This window comes from Variovorax soli, assembly GCF_031454625.1.
Lineage (GTDB): Bacteria > Pseudomonadota > Gammaproteobacteria > Burkholderiales > Burkholderiaceae_C > Variovorax > Variovorax soli_A.
Window position 1 is genome coordinate 516957 of sequence record NZ_JAVDRF010000002.1, and the last position, 14335, is coordinate 531291.

Annotated in this window: 15 protein-coding genes; 5 read left to right on the plus strand and 10 right to left on the minus strand. The window is 69.7% G+C overall.

What is annotated here, in order from left to right; genetic code table 11:
* Positions 1 to 30: 30 nt before the first annotated feature.
* The 9 genes from J2739_RS06375 to J2739_RS06415 form a co-directional block, all read right to left on the minus strand.
* Positions 31 to 1551 carry an ABC transporter ATP-binding protein gene (locus J2739_RS06375; protein ID WP_309899662.1) on the minus strand — a complete coding sequence of 507 codons (1521 nt, stop codon included), beginning with the start codon at positions 1549 to 1551 and terminating at the stop codon, positions 31 to 33.
* A gap of 5 nt (positions 1552 to 1556) precedes the next feature.
* The gene (locus J2739_RS06380) at positions 1557 to 2558 is read right to left on the minus strand and encodes a BMP family protein (RefSeq protein WP_309899665.1); all 1002 of its coding nucleotides are present in this window, start codon (positions 2556 to 2558) and stop codon (positions 1557 to 1559) included.
* Between the two features lie 127 nt (positions 2559 to 2685).
* A complete protein-coding gene (gene upp, locus J2739_RS06385) occupies positions 2686 to 3315 on the minus strand; it encodes a uracil phosphoribosyltransferase (RefSeq protein ID WP_309899666.1) in 630 nt (209 codons plus the stop codon).
* Positions 3316 to 3351: 36 nt separating this feature from the next.
* The gene (locus tag J2739_RS06390) at positions 3352 to 4761 is read right to left on the minus strand and encodes a DUF1688 family protein (RefSeq protein WP_309899668.1); all 1410 of its coding nucleotides are present in this window, start codon (positions 4759 to 4761) and stop codon (positions 3352 to 3354) included.
* Positions 4758 to 6101, minus strand: coding sequence for a GTP cyclohydrolase II (locus tag J2739_RS06395; RefSeq protein ID WP_309899670.1), 1344 nt, complete (start codon positions 6099 to 6101; stop codon positions 4758 to 4760). Before J2739_RS06395 ends, J2739_RS06390 begins: the two co-directional genes overlap by 4 nt.
* Before the next feature lie 67 nt (positions 6102 to 6168).
* Positions 6169 to 6654 (minus strand): DoxX family protein, encoded by a 486-nt coding sequence (locus tag J2739_RS06400; protein WP_309899672.1) that lies wholly within the window; start codon positions 6652 to 6654, stop codon positions 6169 to 6171.
* Positions 6655 to 6656: 2 nt separating this feature from the next.
* Positions 6657 to 7427 (minus strand): HvfC/BufC family peptide modification chaperone, encoded by a 771-nt coding sequence (locus J2739_RS06405; RefSeq protein WP_309899674.1) that lies wholly within the window; start codon positions 7425 to 7427, stop codon positions 6657 to 6659.
* Positions 7424 to 8275, minus strand: coding sequence for an MNIO family bufferin maturase (bufB, locus tag J2739_RS06410; protein WP_309899676.1), 852 nt, complete (start codon positions 8273 to 8275; stop codon positions 7424 to 7426). Before bufB ends, J2739_RS06405 begins: the two co-directional genes overlap by 4 nt.
* Before the next feature lie 19 nt (positions 8276 to 8294).
* The gene (locus J2739_RS06415; protein ID WP_309899678.1) at positions 8295 to 8585 is read right to left on the minus strand and encodes a BufA1 family periplasmic bufferin-type metallophore; all 291 of its coding nucleotides are present in this window, start codon (positions 8583 to 8585) and stop codon (positions 8295 to 8297) included.
* Between the two features lie 156 nt (positions 8586 to 8741).
* Here J2739_RS06415 and J2739_RS06420 point away from each other — a divergent pair, with 156 nt between their 5' ends.
* On the plus strand, positions 8742 to 9314 hold the full coding sequence (locus J2739_RS06420) for a sigma-70 family RNA polymerase sigma factor (protein WP_309899680.1): 573 nt from the start codon (positions 8742 to 8744) through the stop codon (positions 9312 to 9314).
* Positions 9311 to 9952 (plus strand): NrsF family protein, encoded by a 642-nt coding sequence (locus tag J2739_RS06425; RefSeq protein ID WP_309899684.1) that lies wholly within the window; start codon positions 9311 to 9313, stop codon positions 9950 to 9952. Before J2739_RS06420 ends, J2739_RS06425 begins: the two co-directional genes overlap by 4 nt.
* A 64-nt stretch (positions 9953 to 10016) precedes the next feature.
* On the opposite strand, the gene J2739_RS06430 is transcribed toward J2739_RS06425, so the two are convergent.
* Entirely contained in the window at positions 10017 to 11537 is a 1521-nt protein-coding gene (locus J2739_RS06430; RefSeq protein WP_309899687.1) for a helicase HerA-like domain-containing protein, read from the minus strand.
* A gap of 112 nt (positions 11538 to 11649) precedes the next feature.
* Here J2739_RS06430 and J2739_RS06435 point away from each other — a divergent pair, with 112 nt between their 5' ends.
* Genes J2739_RS06435 through J2739_RS06445 form a run of 3 tightly spaced genes read left to right on the plus strand, consistent with a single transcriptional unit; the run spans position 11650 to position 14308 of the window.
* A complete protein-coding gene (locus J2739_RS06435; protein ID WP_309899689.1) occupies positions 11650 to 11958 on the plus strand; it encodes a phosphopantetheine-binding protein in 309 nt (102 codons plus the stop codon).
* Between the two features lie 3 nt (positions 11959 to 11961).
* Complete coding sequence (locus J2739_RS06440) at positions 11962 to 12600, plus strand: COG4648 family protein (RefSeq protein ID WP_309899691.1); 639 nt, start codon at positions 11962 to 11964, stop codon at positions 12598 to 12600.
* Between the two features lie 13 nt (positions 12601 to 12613).
* Entirely contained in the window at positions 12614 to 14308 is a 1695-nt protein-coding gene (locus tag J2739_RS06445) for an ApeI family dehydratase (RefSeq protein WP_309899693.1), read from the plus strand.
* The last annotated feature ends 27 nt before the right edge of the window (positions 14309 to 14335 follow it).

The following is a 14335-nucleotide window of genomic DNA, read 5'->3' on the forward strand; positions in this document are numbered from 1 at the left end:
TTCGGTGCTCTGCGGGGCAACGCGGAGCGCTCATGCGCCCGCCATGGCGAGCCCGATGGCTTCGCGCGTCCAGGCCGAGGCAGGGCGCGGCTCACCCAGCCGGCCGCCGTGCATCACGGCCACCCGGTCTCCCAGGGCCAGCACCTCGTCGAGGTCGTCGGAGATCAGCAGCACCGCGGCGCCGGCGTCGCGCGCCGCGATCAACTGTTGCTGCACATAGGCGACCGCGCCGACGTCCAGGCCCCAGGTCGGCTGGTGCGCAACGATCAGCCGCGCCGTCTTGTTCTTCGCCGCATCCGGCGCCAGCAGCGCACGGCCGAGGATCAGCTTCTGCATGTTGCCGCCCGACAGTGCGCGCGCCGGTGCGTCCAGCCCCGCGCCGCGCACGTCGAAGGCTTGCTCCACGCGGCGTGCGTGGGCACGCGCTGCCGCCCGCCGAACCCAGAGCCAGCGCGAGAAGCCGGCGTTGCGAAGCCGCTCGGACACGGCGTTCTCCCACACCGGCAGGTCGCCCACCACGCCGACCGCGTGCCGGTCCTCGGGAATGCGGGCCACGCCGCGCCGGACCAGGCGCGCGGGCGAGGCGGGCAGGGCGCGTCCCATCAGCTGCACGCTGCCGCCGGTCGCACGCCGGGTGCCGCTGAGCAGCTCGGCCAGCGCGACCTGGCCGTTGCCGGAAACGCCCGCCACGGCCGTGATCTCGCCGGCGCGCAGGCTCAACGAAACATCGAGCAGCCGGTCATGCCCCCTGCCCGCCGTGCGCACGTGGTCGAGCACGCAGACCGCATCGCCCACCTGGAGCGCTGGCGTGCGTTTCACGCCCGCCACCGCATGGCCGACCATCCACAGCGCCAGCTGCGCCCGCGTGGTCTCGCGCGTCGGCGCCTGCGCCACCAGCCTGCCGCCGCGCAGCACCGCGATGCGGTGCGAGACGCGCAGCACCTCGTCGAGCTTGTGGCTGATGAAGATGATCGAGAGCCCGCCGGTCACCATCTGCGAGAGCGTGCCGAACAGCGCCTCGCTTTCCTGCGGGGTGAGCACGGCGGTGGGCTCGTCGAGGATCAGGATGCGCGCGCCGCGGTACAGCGCCTTGAGGATCTCCACCCGCTGCCGCTCGCCCACCGACAGGCTGCCGACCCGGGCCTCCGGCTTCACCGGTAGCCCGAAGCGCGCCGAGACCTCGAGCAGCCTGGCGCGCGCCGCGCTTCGCCGCGAGAACGGTTGCCACAAAGGCTCGGTGCCCATCATCACGTTGTCGAGCACGCTCAGGTTGTCGGCCAGCGTGAAGTGCTGGTGCACCATGCCCACGCCGGCGGCCAGCGCAGCCTTGGGCAAGCCGGGCGCCAGGGGCCGGCCGAAGACTTCGATGTCGCCGGCGTCGGCGGTGTAGTGGCCGAAGAGGATCGACATCAGCGTTGACTTGCCGGCGCCGTTCTCTCCCAGCAGCGCGAGCGCCTCGCCGGCACCGAGCTCGAGCGAGATCGCGTCGTTGGCGACCAGGCTGCCGAAGCGCTTGGTGATGCCGCGCAGCCGCAGCACGGAATCACCCATCGTGTTTACTTGGCGGTGGACTTGGGCTGGCTGTCGTCCACCTTCACCGTGAACTTGCCCGCAAGGATGTCCGCTTCCTTCGCCTTGACCTTGGCGACGATCTCGGGCGGTACCTTTTTCTCGAAGGTGCCCAGCGGCGCCAGTTCCGAGCCCTTGTGCTTCATCATCGAATAGGGGCCGTAGTCCTCGGCGACGAACTTGCCTTCCTTCACGAGCTTGATCGCCCGGTTGGCCGAGGGCTCGAAGTTCCAAAGGGCCGAGGCGACCACGGTGTCGGGGTACTTGTCCTGCGTGTCGATCACGTTGCCGATGGCGAGCTTGCCCTTTTCCTTGGCCGCGTCGCTGACGCCGAAGCGCTCGGCGTACATCACGTCGGCGCCCTTGTCGATCATCGCGAAAGCGGCCTCCTTGGCCTTGGGCGGATCGAACCAGCTGTTGATGAAGCTCACGCTGAACTCCACCTTGGGGTTGGTTTCCTTCGCGCCGGCCATGAAGGCATTCATCAGGCGGTTGACCTCGGGGATGGGGAAGCCGCCCACCATGCCGATCCTGTTGGTCTTCGTCATGCCGCCGGCCACCATGCCGGACAGATAGGCCGGCTCCTGGATGTAGTTGTCGAAGACCGAGAAGTTGGGTGCCTGCGGCTTCAGCGAGGAGCCCATCAGGAAGGCTGTCTTCGGGAAGTCCTTGGCGACCTTGCGCGCCGCGGCCTCGACGCCGAAGACCTCGCCCAGGATCAACTGGTTGCCGGCCTGTGCGTACTCGCGCATCACGCGCTCGTAGTCCGCGTTGGCGACGTTCTCGGTGGCCTTGTACTCGATCTCGCCGCGCGCTTCGGCCGCCTTCAGCGCCTTGTGGATGCGGCCGACCCATTGCTGCTCGAAGGGCACGGTGTAGACCGCCGCCACCTTGAGCTTGGCCTGCGCGAACGCAAGGCCGGGCGCGCCGCCTGCGAGCGCTGCGGCCAGGGCGATGGAGCGGACGATCAATCGGCGGCGTGGGGGCACAGGCTTCTCCTCGGGTTGGCAATTCATTCGGGAACACCGCGGAACCGGCTTTGCCGGGCCGCTGGTGTTGCCCCCGGTAGGGGGTGGGCGCCCGGACACGAAGTGCCGGGCAACCTGGGGGCGAGCGTCATTTCGTCCCGAAGATGCGGTCGCCGGCATCTCCGAGCCCCGGCAGGATGTAGCCATGGCTGTTCAGCTCGCGGTCGATGGCCGCGGTGTAGATGGGCACGTCCGGATGCGCCGCCTGCATGGTGCGGATGCCCTCGGGGCAGGTCAGCAGACACACGAACTTGATCGACTTCGGATTCAGTTCCTTGAGCCGCTCCACCGCAGCGACCGCCGAGTTGCCGGTCGCCAGCATCGGATCGACCACGATGCAGTCGCGCTCGCCCATCTCGCCCGGCATCTTGAAGTAGTACTCGACCGCGGTGAGCGTCTTCGGGTCGCGGTACAAGCCGATGTGGCCCACGCGCGCGCCGGGCACCACGCCGAGCATGCCATCGAGGATGCCGGTGCCGGCGCGCAGGATGGAGACAAGCACGACCTTCTTGCCGTCGATCACCTTGGCGTTCATGGTCTCGAGGGGGGTCTCGATCTCGATGTCCTGCATCGGCATGTCGCGCGTGACCTCGTAAGCCATCAGCATGCTGATCTCGTTGAGGAGGCGCCGGAAGCTGTTGGTGCTGGCCTCCTTGCGGCGCATCAGCGTGAGCTTGTGCTGGACGAGAGGATGGTCGACGAGGTGGACGTTGCTCATGGGAAGGGCTGGTTGGCGTTTTTCGAAAGAGAGAGTCTAGAAGACAGTGCCGTCGCTTTCGATGCGCAAGGGTGGCGTGCCGCCACGCAAGCGCTGTGCCAGCACGCGGCCCGCGGCCCACGTGCCGCCTTCCAGCACGCGGGCCAGGGGCAGCTCGTCCTCGTTGCGGTCCAACGCCTTGCGCACGCGCGGCACCAGCTCGTCGAGCAGCGCGATGGTCAGCGCGCGCCATTCGACGATGAACTCGTCGCCGACCTTCCAGGTGCGCTCCAGCAGGTCCTGGTCGCGCGGCACGATGACGCCGCTGTCGATGAGCAGGCCGCCATTGCGGTATTCGGGCAGCGCGGTGAGCGCCTCCAGGTGGCGCACCTTGACGCCGGCCCACTCGAAGGGCTCGATCAGCGAGTAGGTGAGCCACTGCGAAAGCTTGTGGAAGGGCATCCACCCGTTGGTGAGCCCGGGCCCGCGCACGGCGTGGTGGCGCCAGCAGTCGCCCAGTGCCAGCGCCGGATCGCCGCTGGGGAGGCCGCCCGCTGCGTCGCTGCCGTCGGTCGCGAGGCTGTCGATGCTATTGGCGGCCGGCCAGATGGACGAGAGCGACTCGAGCAGCAGCGAGAGGATCTCGTGCGCCGTGACCTCGGCCGTCGGCGGCGCGGTGGGGCCGAGCGGGCTCACCAGCGCGTTGAAGATGCCGCCCGGGCGGCCGTCCTCGCCGAAGGTCTCCGGCTGCTCGCTCATGGCCTCGCCCAGGCGGCGCAGCAAGGTCGCGCGGCCGGCGAGGCCCACCAGCGGGTTCATGTCGCTCACCTGGAACGCATCGCCCAGCCGGTCGGTCACGAGGCCGCGCAGCCCCGCGGCGTCGGCCTGCAGCGGGCGATCCGGATCGGAGGAGAACAAGCCGCTGGTGAAGGCATGGAAGGTCGCGACGCCCAGTCCCTCGGAGCGCGTGAAGCGCTTGCCGCTGGCAGGCTCGGTGTAGTGCCAGTAGGGACCGGCGCCGGCATCGAGCAGCACGCTGACCAACACCAGATCGATATGGGCGCGGGCGCGCTCCGTCGGGTTGAGGTTGCCCAGCAGGCGGTCGAGCTCCTCCATCCGGTTGACGTCGCCGGCCTCGAAGTGCCGCCAGCGGCTGTGAAAGGGGATGGGACCGGAGGGGTAGCGCTCGTTCGTCACGCCTGCCACGGTGCGCGCGGTCTCTTCGAGCGCTGCCTCGTCGCCGATGGTGAACCACTCCGACTCGCCGCGCCGCGCACGCGCCAGCAGCGCCGCGGCGCGAATGCGGATCGCGCGGGTGGAACGCAGGAACGCCACGGCGCCGGCGGGCCGGGTGGTGTCTTCCACGAACTCGAGGGCGGGGTCCACATGACCATCGGCATCGGCATGGCGCACGGCGGCGTTCGAAGTGGGCCGGTCGGGGTCGAGCCCGTAGTTGTCCTTGCTCATGAATCGAGATTCCTTCCCTTGGCTTTCTTGAGTTCCTCGGCGTCGGGAACCACGCCCGGCGTGAAGTAGCCTGCCGCCATCTTGGCGTCCATCTCGACGCGCGCGTCGGCGGGGATCAGCTCGTCGGGGATGTTCACCCGCTCGCCGATCTCGATGCCCGAGCCGGCGATGGCGTCGAACTTCATGTTGCTCATCGACACCAGGCGGTGGATCTTGCGGATGCCGAGCCAGTGGAACACATCGGGCATCAGCTCCTGGAAGCGCATGTCCTGCACGCCGGCCACGCATTCGGTGCGAGCGAAGTACTGGTCGGCCGTGTCGCCGCCGACCTGGCGCTTGCGCGCGTTGTAGACCAGGAACTTGGTCACCTCGCCGAGCGCGCGGCCTTCCTTGCGCGAGTAGGCGATGAGGCCCACGCCACCGCGCTGCGCGCCGCGGATGCACTCCTCGATCGCATGCGTGAGGTAGGGCCGGCAGGTGCAGATGTCGGAGCCGAAGACGTCGGAGCCGTTGCATTCGTCGTGGATGCGCGCCGTGAGCTCGACCTCCGGATTCGCCAGGTCGCGCGGATTGCCGAAGATGTACAGGGTCTGGCCGCCGATGGGCGGCAGGAAGACTTCGAGGTCGGAGCGGGTCACGAGCTCGGGGTACATGCCGCCGGTTTCCTCGAAGAGCACGCGGCGCAGGTCGGTCTCGGAGCAGCCGAAGCGGCGCGCGACCTCGGGCAGGTACCAGACCGGCTCGATCGCGGCCTTGGTGACGATGGCCGCGCCGCCGGGGGTGAGGAACTTGCCATCGGCCACGAGGCGGCCCTTCTGCAAGGCCTCGATGACCTCGGGCAGGATCACATGCGCCTTGGTGATCGCGATGGTGGGGCGGATGTCGTAGCCCGCTGCCAGCTCGGCCGCGAAGACGTCGGCCACCACGGCGCCCCACGGATCGAGCGAAACGATGCGGCCCGGCTCGCCCCATTGCGGATAGGGCCCGATCACGTCGGTGGGCGCGGTGTTGGTCAGGTCGGCCTTGTGCTCGCGCTTGAGTGCACCCGCCGCCACGGCCAGCGCGCGATAGACGCTGTAGGAGCCGCTGTGCGTGCCGATCACGTTGCGGTGCGCGCGCTTGGTGGTGGTGCCGACCACCGGGCCGCGCTCGGCGGCGTTGGCGGCGCCCCACTGAATCGGCAGCGCGCCCATGCCGCCGGCATGCGAGGTCAGGCGGATATGCGGCCGCTGCGGGGAAGAGGAGGCCGGCGAGGTGGCGACCGGCGCGGAGGGGGAGGGCTCGGAAGGATGCGGGGAAAGCGTCGGCGAGGAAGGAGTCGGAACGGCGTCAACGGACATTGCGGGCCCTCAAAAAACACAATGTAGCGAGGGCTCCTGCGGCTGGCAAGCCGCGCGCCGCGGGCCTTCACGCGATGCGCAACACCCGGTCGAGCGCCAGCGCACCTCCGCCGCGCCCGACGAGGTAGAGCAGCAGCGCCATCCACGACAGGTGCGTGGGCCATGCGTCGGGATAGACGAAGAGCTGGATCACCAGCGTCATGCCCAGCAGCGCGAGGGCCGACAGCCGGGTGAAGAGGCCCAGCACCAGCAAGACGGGGAACAGGTGCTCGGCATAGGCCGCGAGATGCGCCGCGAGCTCGGGCGGCAGCAGGGGCAGCTTGTACTCGGTGCGGAACAGCTCGTAGGCGCTGGGGGTCAGCGTGAGGAAGCCCTCGACCTTGGTGCGTCCCGAGAGGAAGAAGATGGCGGCAATGCCAACGCGTGTGGCCAGCGCCAGCAGGTCGTGCGGCACGAGGCGGGTGAGCAGTTCCGCGAGGCGGTTCCAGCGTGCGCGCAGGCCGTGCGCATCGGGCGGCGCGAAGGAGTCGGCGGCGGCGGTGTTCGTGCTCATGGTCATGGTGTGCTTTCGATGAGGAGATCGGTGTTGATGAAGGCCCCGGCACGCAGCAGGGTTTGGAGCAGCGTTGCGAGGTCGCAGTCGGCATCGAGCATCAAGGCCTGCTCGGCGGCCTCGCCCAGTGGCAGGCCGCTGGCACAGGCATCCAGGAAGGCGCAGCCGGCTCGGTCGATGGAATGCCAGGTCACGGCATCGGCAGGTCGCGTGAGGAGCGCGCCTTCCCCGTGCCAGGCGAGTTCTTCGTCTGCAGCTTCGTGGGTGGTGCCGCGATTGCGCGACCAGATGCTGTAGATCGGCTGCTCGGCGAACCAGGCCCAGCGCGCGGCCGGATGGGGCTGAAGCGACAGGGATGCGAGGCGCTCCGGTGCCAGGCGCGACAGCCGCGCTGCGTCGAGCGGTGCTGCGTCGGGGGCGGCATGGACCTCGCGCCACAGCGCGTCGAGACGCGCGACATCGGGCAGGTAAGGCAGATCGGCCGCCGGCTCGAAGCGCCGGAGGAAATCGGCGAAGCCTTCGCCGTAATGCAACAGCCTTCCATCGCGCGGCGGGCTGGCTGCCGCATGCAGTGCGGCCGCGGCGCGGAACCATTCACGGCCGACCAGCCGCGCAACGGCCGGGAAGTTGGCCTCCAGCGCGTCGAGGCAGCCCTTCATCATCGTGTTGCGATAGACCGCGAAGGCGGGCTGACCGATGAGCTGCCGCACGGCCGGGTCGGTCGCCGCATCGGGGTCGAACAGGGCCTGGGCGAAGGCAGCCTGGAAGCTCATGACCGGGCCTCCAGTGCGCCGGCGCTTTCGCGCAGCGCCGCTTCGGCCACGTCGCGCTCGTGCATCAGCTCGCGGAAGCCGGGCACGTTGCCGTCACGCTCGATCAGCGTGGGCCTCGCGCCGGCGCGCGCGATGAAGCGGCGATAGAGCGCCCAGACTTCCGGCGCGACAGGCGCATCGTGCGAGTCGATCAACAAGGCCTCGCCCAGCGCGGGGTCGTGCGAATGGCCGGCAAGATGGACTTCGCTCACCAGCGCCTGCGGAAAGCGGTCCAGCCAGGCCTCGGCCGAGTAGCCCAGGTTGCGTGCCGACACGTGAACGTTGTTGATGTCCAGCAGCAGCGTGCAGCCGGTGCGCCGTGCCAGCTCGGCGAGGAAGTCGATCTCGTCCCAGCCGTGGCCGTCGAAGCGCAGGTAGTGGGAGGGGTTCTCGATCGCGATCGCGGTGCCCAGTGCGTCCTGCGTGCGGCCGATGTTGGCCGCGATGCGATGCAGGGCCTCGGTGCTGCGCTCGAAGGGCAGCAGGTCGGGAAAGTAGTGCCCGTTCCAGGCCGACCAGGCCAGGTGTTCGGAGATCAGCGCGGGCCGGATGCGATCGGCGAGCGCGGCCAGCCGCTGGAGGTGCGCGGCATCGGGCTCGCTCTCGCCCGCCAGCGAGAGCGACACGCCGTGCAGCGAGACGGGATGGTGCTCGCGCACCGCCTCGAGCCAGCCGAGGCGCGGCCCGCCCGCCACCATGTAGTTCTCGGGATGCACCTCGAACCAAAGGCCCTCGGCCTGCGCCGACACGGCGGCGTCGTAGTGTTCGGCCTTGAGGCCGAGCCCGGTGCTGAGTGCAGGGGAGGGCATGGCGCGGCGGGCTGCGTGGTCAGGACTTGATGGGCGTCAGCGAGCCCATGCCCTTCGGCGTCTTGATCGTGGTGCAGGTGCCGGCCGGCACGTTCTTCCAGGAGTTGCCCTGGTAGTCCACCTTCGAGGTGCCCGCGCAGGTGGTGCCCGGGCCGGCGGCGCAGTCGTTCTTGCCGGCCATCGAGACGCCGTAGCATTTCTCCATGGTGGCCATCTTGTCGCCCATGGGCTTGGTGTCTTGGGCCATGGCGGAACCGGCGGCGAGAGCGCCGAGGGCGAGGGCGGTGATGGCGAGGGGACGAGTGATCATGGACGAGCTCCAGTAAGTGAGTGAAGGTTGCAACCGCGCCGCTCGGCGCAGTCGTCTCTACTTCGCCGGCCCTGCGGTCGCCGTTACAGCGCACGGCACAATCCGCCGGATTTCTTTTTTTGCGCAGTGCTGTAACCGGCACGCGCCGAAGCCCGAATGACCACTGGGAGCCCGATGGCAAAGAGCGATGCGGAGACGGTGCTGCACGAGCTGTTCGTGCGCGGCCTGGATGGCGATGCCGTGGCCTATCGGGACTTCCTGCAGAAGCTCAGCGCGCACCTGCGCGCTTTTCTGGCCAGGCGGCTGTTCGGTTGGCCCGATGAAGTGGAAGACCTTGTCCAGGAATGCCTGCTCGCCATGCACAACCAGCGCCACACCTACCAGAGCGACCAGCCGCTGACGGCTTGGGTGCATGCGATCGCGCGCTACAAGATGATCGACCTGCTGCGTTCCAAGGCCGGCCGCGAGGCACTGCACGAACCGCTGGACGACGACCTTGCCGTGTTCGCCGATTCGGCCACCGAGGCCAGCGATGCGCGCCGCGACCTGGCCGGATTGCTCGACACCTTGCCGGACCGGCATCGGTTGCCGATCGTCCACGTCAAGCTCGAGGGCCTGTCGGTGGCCGAGGCGGCACGGCTGACCGGCATGTCGGAGTCCGCGGTCAAGGTGGGCATTCATCGCGGGCTCAAGGCGCTGGCGTCGAAGATCGGAAGATCCCCCTCATGAAAACAGACGAGCTCGTCGCGCTGCTTGCTGCCCGAGCGGAGCCGGTGCAGCGGCATGCGGCTGCGCGACGCCTGGCGCTGGCGCTCGCCGTCGGGCTGCCGCTGTCGGTTGCCACGATGGTCTTCGAATACGGCGTGCGGCGCGACCTCGTGCAGACCCTGTTCTGGCCGATGTTCTGGGTCAAGCTGCTGTTCCCGGCCTGTGTCGCCGTCGCCGGCTTCGTGCTCGTGCAGCGGCTGGCGCGGCCCGGGGTACGCGTGCGCGCGGCCTGGCTGGGCGTGGCCGTGCCGGTGCTGCTGGTGTGGGCGCTGGGCTTGGCGGCCTGGCTGATGGCGCCGGTCGACGAGCGCGCGGCGATGGTGTGGGGGCAGACCTGGCGGACCTGCGTCTTCAACATCGCGTTCATCGCGCTGCCGGTGTTCGTGGCCTCGCTGGTGGCACTGAAAAGCCTCGCGCCGACGCGGCCTGCGCTGGCCGGCGCAGCGGCCGGTGCCATGTCGGCGGGTGCGGGGGCCGCGGTCTATGCCTTGCACTGCCCGGAGCTGGCAGCACCGTTCCTGGCGATCTGGTATGTGATGGGGATGGCGCTGCCGGTGGCGGCGGGTGCGCTGATCGGGCACCGGATGCTCCGGTGGTGAAGGACGCTGCGGGCAGCAGGATCGGGTGAGGCGGTCGCACCGATTCCCGCGTTCTGCGGCGCCCTCAGCGCCGCGACTTGGCCCCGAAGATCCCTCCGAGCACCCCGCGCAGGATCTCCTTGCCCACCTGCGTCCCCATCGTGCGCATCGCGGACTTCGCCATGGTCTGGGCCAGGCCGTCGCGCTTGCCGCCGCGCGGTCCGGTCGAGCCGAACAGGATCTCGTTCAGGCTGCCCATCACGCCGCCCGATTCGGCCGGTGTCGCGGCGCCGGGCTTGCCGGCAGCCACGGGCGGCGCATCGGGCGCCGACTCGGCGCGTCCCTTGAGCTTCTCGTAGGCCGAATCGCGGTCCACCGCCTTCTCGTAGACGCCGGCCACCAGCGAATTCGCCATCAACGCCTGCCTTTGCGCCGGCGTGATCGGCCCGATCCGGCTGCCCGGCGGCAGCACGTAGACGCGCTCGGTGACGCTGGGCCGCCCCTTGTCGTCGAGGAAGCTCACCAGCGCTTCGCCCACCGCCAGCTCGGTGATCGCGGCCTCGATGTCCAGGCCAGGCTTCTGCCGCATGGTGGTGGCGGTCGCCTTCACCGCCTTCTGGTCGCGCGGCGTGAAGGCGCGCAGGGCGTGCTGCACGCGGTTGCCCAGCTGGGCCAGCACCGAATCGGGAATGTCCAGCGGGTTCTGCGTCACGAAGAACACGCCCACGCCCTTGGAGCGCACCAGCCGCACCACCAGTTCGATGCGCTCGACCAGCGCCTTGGGCGCCTCGTTGAAGAGCAGGTGCGCCTCGTCGAAGAAGAACACCAGCTTGGGCTGCTCCGGATCGCCGATCTCGGGCAACTGCTCGAACAGCTCCGACAGCAGCCACAGCAGGAAGGTCGCATAGAGCCGGGGCGAATTCATGAGCTTGTCGGCCGCCAGGATGTTGACCACGCCCTTGCCGCCCTCGGTCTGCATGAAGTCCGAGATGTTGAGCATGGGCTCGCCGAAGAACTTGTCGCCGCCCTGGCTCTCGATCTGCAGCAGCCCCCGCTGGATCGCTCCCACGCTGGCGGCGCTGATGTTGCCGTATTCGGTGGTGAACTGGCTCGCGTTCTCGCCCACGTGCTGGAGCATCGCGCGCAGGTCCTTGAGGTCGAGCAGCAGCAGGCCGCTGTCGTCTGCGATCTTGAACACCAGGTTCAACACGCCGGCCTGGGTTTCGTTGAGGTCGAGCATGCGGCCCAGCAGCAGCGGCCCCATGTCCGAGACGGTGGCGCGCACCGGGTGGCCTTGCTCGCCGAACACGTCCCACAGGGTGGCGGGGCAAGCCAGCGACTCGGGCGGCTCGAGGCCGCGGTCCTTGAGGGTGGCGGCCATCTTCTCGCCGATGCTGCCCGGCTGGCTGATGCCGGTCAGGTCTCCCTTGACGTCGGCCATGAACACCGGGACGCCGATGGCCGAGAGCTTCTCGGCCATGGTCTGCAGGGTGACGGTCTTGCCGGTGCCGGTGGCGCCGGTGATCAGGCCGTGGCGGTTGGCGAGCCCGGGCAGGAGATTGCATTCGATGCTGTCGTGGCGGGCGATCAGGAGGGGGGCGGCCATGGGGTGCTCCGGCGGTTTGAGGATTGAGCGCAGTCTATCCAAGCCATCCGGGGCCGCCTCCTATAATTCCGACCCCGTGCGATAGTTCATTCCAAAGTTCTCGGAGCCTCTTTTGTCATCGACCCAGCCCCCCATTTCCGCTCTTGACGATGCACCCGAACAGTCCGCTCTGGAGAACGAGCTGGCCGTGCTTCTGGTGGAGTCGCTGAATCTGGAGATCGCACCCGCCGAGATCGTGCCGAAGGCGCCGCTCTACGGTGAAGGGCTGGGGCTCGATTCGATCGACATCCTCGAGGTCGCGCTCGAGGTCTCGCGCAAGTACGGCTTCCAGCTGCGCTCGGACGACGAGCGCAACCAGCAGATTTTCCAGTCGCTGCGCAGCCTCGCAGCCCACGTCGCCCAGAATCGCGGCGACTCCTGACCCATGTCTCGATGGCGCATGGCGCTCCTGCTGCTCGCGGGGGTGGGCTATGCCGGCGTTTCCCATTGGATGATGCTCTTCCACGCCGCCGAGCCCTGGGCGGTGGGAGTGCTGCTCGGTCCGCTCTGGCTGACGGCGCTGGGCATCGCGGGTAGCCGCTTCGGCAGCTGGGGCCTTGCGATCGCGGCGCTGGCCGGCGTGCTGGGCTTCGCCTTGGTGCTGCGCGGCGATGCGGGCGATCCCAACCGGCTCTACATGCTGCAGCACGCGGGCATCAACGCGCTGCTGTGCGGCTGGTTCGGCGGCACGCTGCGGCGCGACCGGCTCTCGCTCATTGGCCAGTTCGCCGCGCGCATCCATCCGCTGTCGCCCGCGATGCGCGACTACACCTGCCGCGTGACCTGGGTCTGGACCGTTTACTTCGCACTGATGGTGCTGGCCTCGGTGATCGTCTATGCCACCATGTCCTTCGCCGCCTGGTCGGTGTTGGCCAACCTGCTGACGCCGCTGATGGTGGGAATTCTCTTCGTGGGCGAATACCTGCTGCGCTACCGGCTGCACCCCGAATTCGAGCGCACGCGCCTGATCGACGCGGTGCGTGCCTTCTACAACGCGCCAGCCGATCCGGCGCCGCGGCCATGAAGGCGACCCGAGCTTGAGCCCCGAACTTCTTCCGCTGCTGGCCGAGCGCGATCTCGATGCGCCGCTCGCCTGGCGTGCAGGCGTGCCGGTGAGCGCGCGCGAGTTTCTGGCCGACGTGGCGCGCCTGGCCCCGCAGCTGCCGGACGGCGGCCCGGTGGTCAACCTCTGCACCGACCGCTACGCCTTTGCGCTGGGCCTGGCCGCGGCGCTGGTGCGCGGCCAGGCCAGCCTGCTGCCGCCCGACGCGCGGCCCGACACGCTGGCGCGCCTGGTCGAGCCGGGCTCCCTCACCTATGCCGTGGCGGACGATGCGGGCCTTGCGACGCCCGGCATGCCACGCGTCCTGATCGAGCACCGGCCGCCCCCGGCAGGCCCAGGCGAGCCCTTCGTGCCCACGATCGCGGCCAGCCTGCATGCGGTGAGCCTGCTGACCTCCGGTTCCACCGGCACGCCGCAGCCGCACGCCAAGTCCTGGAAGACGCTGGTGGGCGACGTGGCCGCCGCGGTTGGGCGCCTGTCGGCGCTGCTCGGGCGCCCTTCGCTGGCCGGCCTCACGCTGGTGGCGACGGTGCCGGTGCAGCACAGCTACGGGCTCGAATCCTCGGCGCTGCTCGCGATGCTGGGCGGTGCCGCCTTCGAAAGCGGCCGGCCCTTCTTCCCGGCGGACGTGGCCCAGGCCCTGGCCTCGGTGCCGCAGCCGCGAGCGCTGGTGACCACGCCCTTCCACCTCAAGACGCTGCTGCTCTCGGGCATCGCGCTGCCGCCGGTGGATCTCATCCTCTCGGCCACCGCGCCGCTCTCGCCGCAGCTCGCGGCCCAGGCCGAGCAGGCCATGGGCGGCCGGATGATCGAGATCTACGGCAGCACCGAGTCGGGCCAGGTCGCGACCCGCCGGCCGACCCGCAGCGAGGTCTGGGAGACCTTCGGCGAGATCCGCGTGCATGCCGAGCACGACGCCGCGGGCGCCGAGCGCTTCGTCTTCGCGGGCGACTTCGTGCCCGAGCCGACGCCGATGGCCGACGTGCTGGAGCTCGTCGACGACCGGCACTTCCGCCTGCTCGGGCGCGCCAACGACCTGATCCACGTGGCGGGGCGGCGCAGCTCGCTGGGCTACCTCAACCACCACCTCAACAGCATCCCGGGCGTGGAGGACGGCGCTTTCTGGCTGCCCGACGACGTCACCGACGGCGTGGTGCGCCCGGTCGCCTTCGTGGTAGCGCCCACGCTCGATGCCCACGGCATCATCGCCGCGCTGCGCGAGCGGCTCGAAGCCGTCTTCGTGCCGCGCCGCGTGGTGCACGTGAACGCCTTCCCGCGCGAGGGCACCGGCAAGCTGACGGCGCGCGCGCTGCGCGAGTTCGCGCTGGCGCAGCTCGCGTCCGACGGCACGCCGGTGCAGCTCACGCACGAGGTGCCTTTGGACCACCCGGCCTTTGCCGGCCATTTCCCGGGCCAGCCGCTGCTGCCCGGCGCCTTGCTGCTGGCCGAGGTGCTGGAGGCCGCGCAGGGCGTGCCCGCGCTGGCGGCCCGGCTGGGCCCGCGGCCCACGCTCGCGGCGGCCAAGTTCCTCGCGCCGGTGCGCCCGGGCAGCACGCTGCGGATCGACCTCAGCCCCGAGAGCGGCGCCTCGCGAGGCCTTCGCTTCGAGGTGCGGGTGGCGGAGGTGGTCGCGGCCAGCGGGCGCTGGACACCGGGCAGCGAGGCATGAACGCCGCCCGGCCGTCCGAAGGTGCCC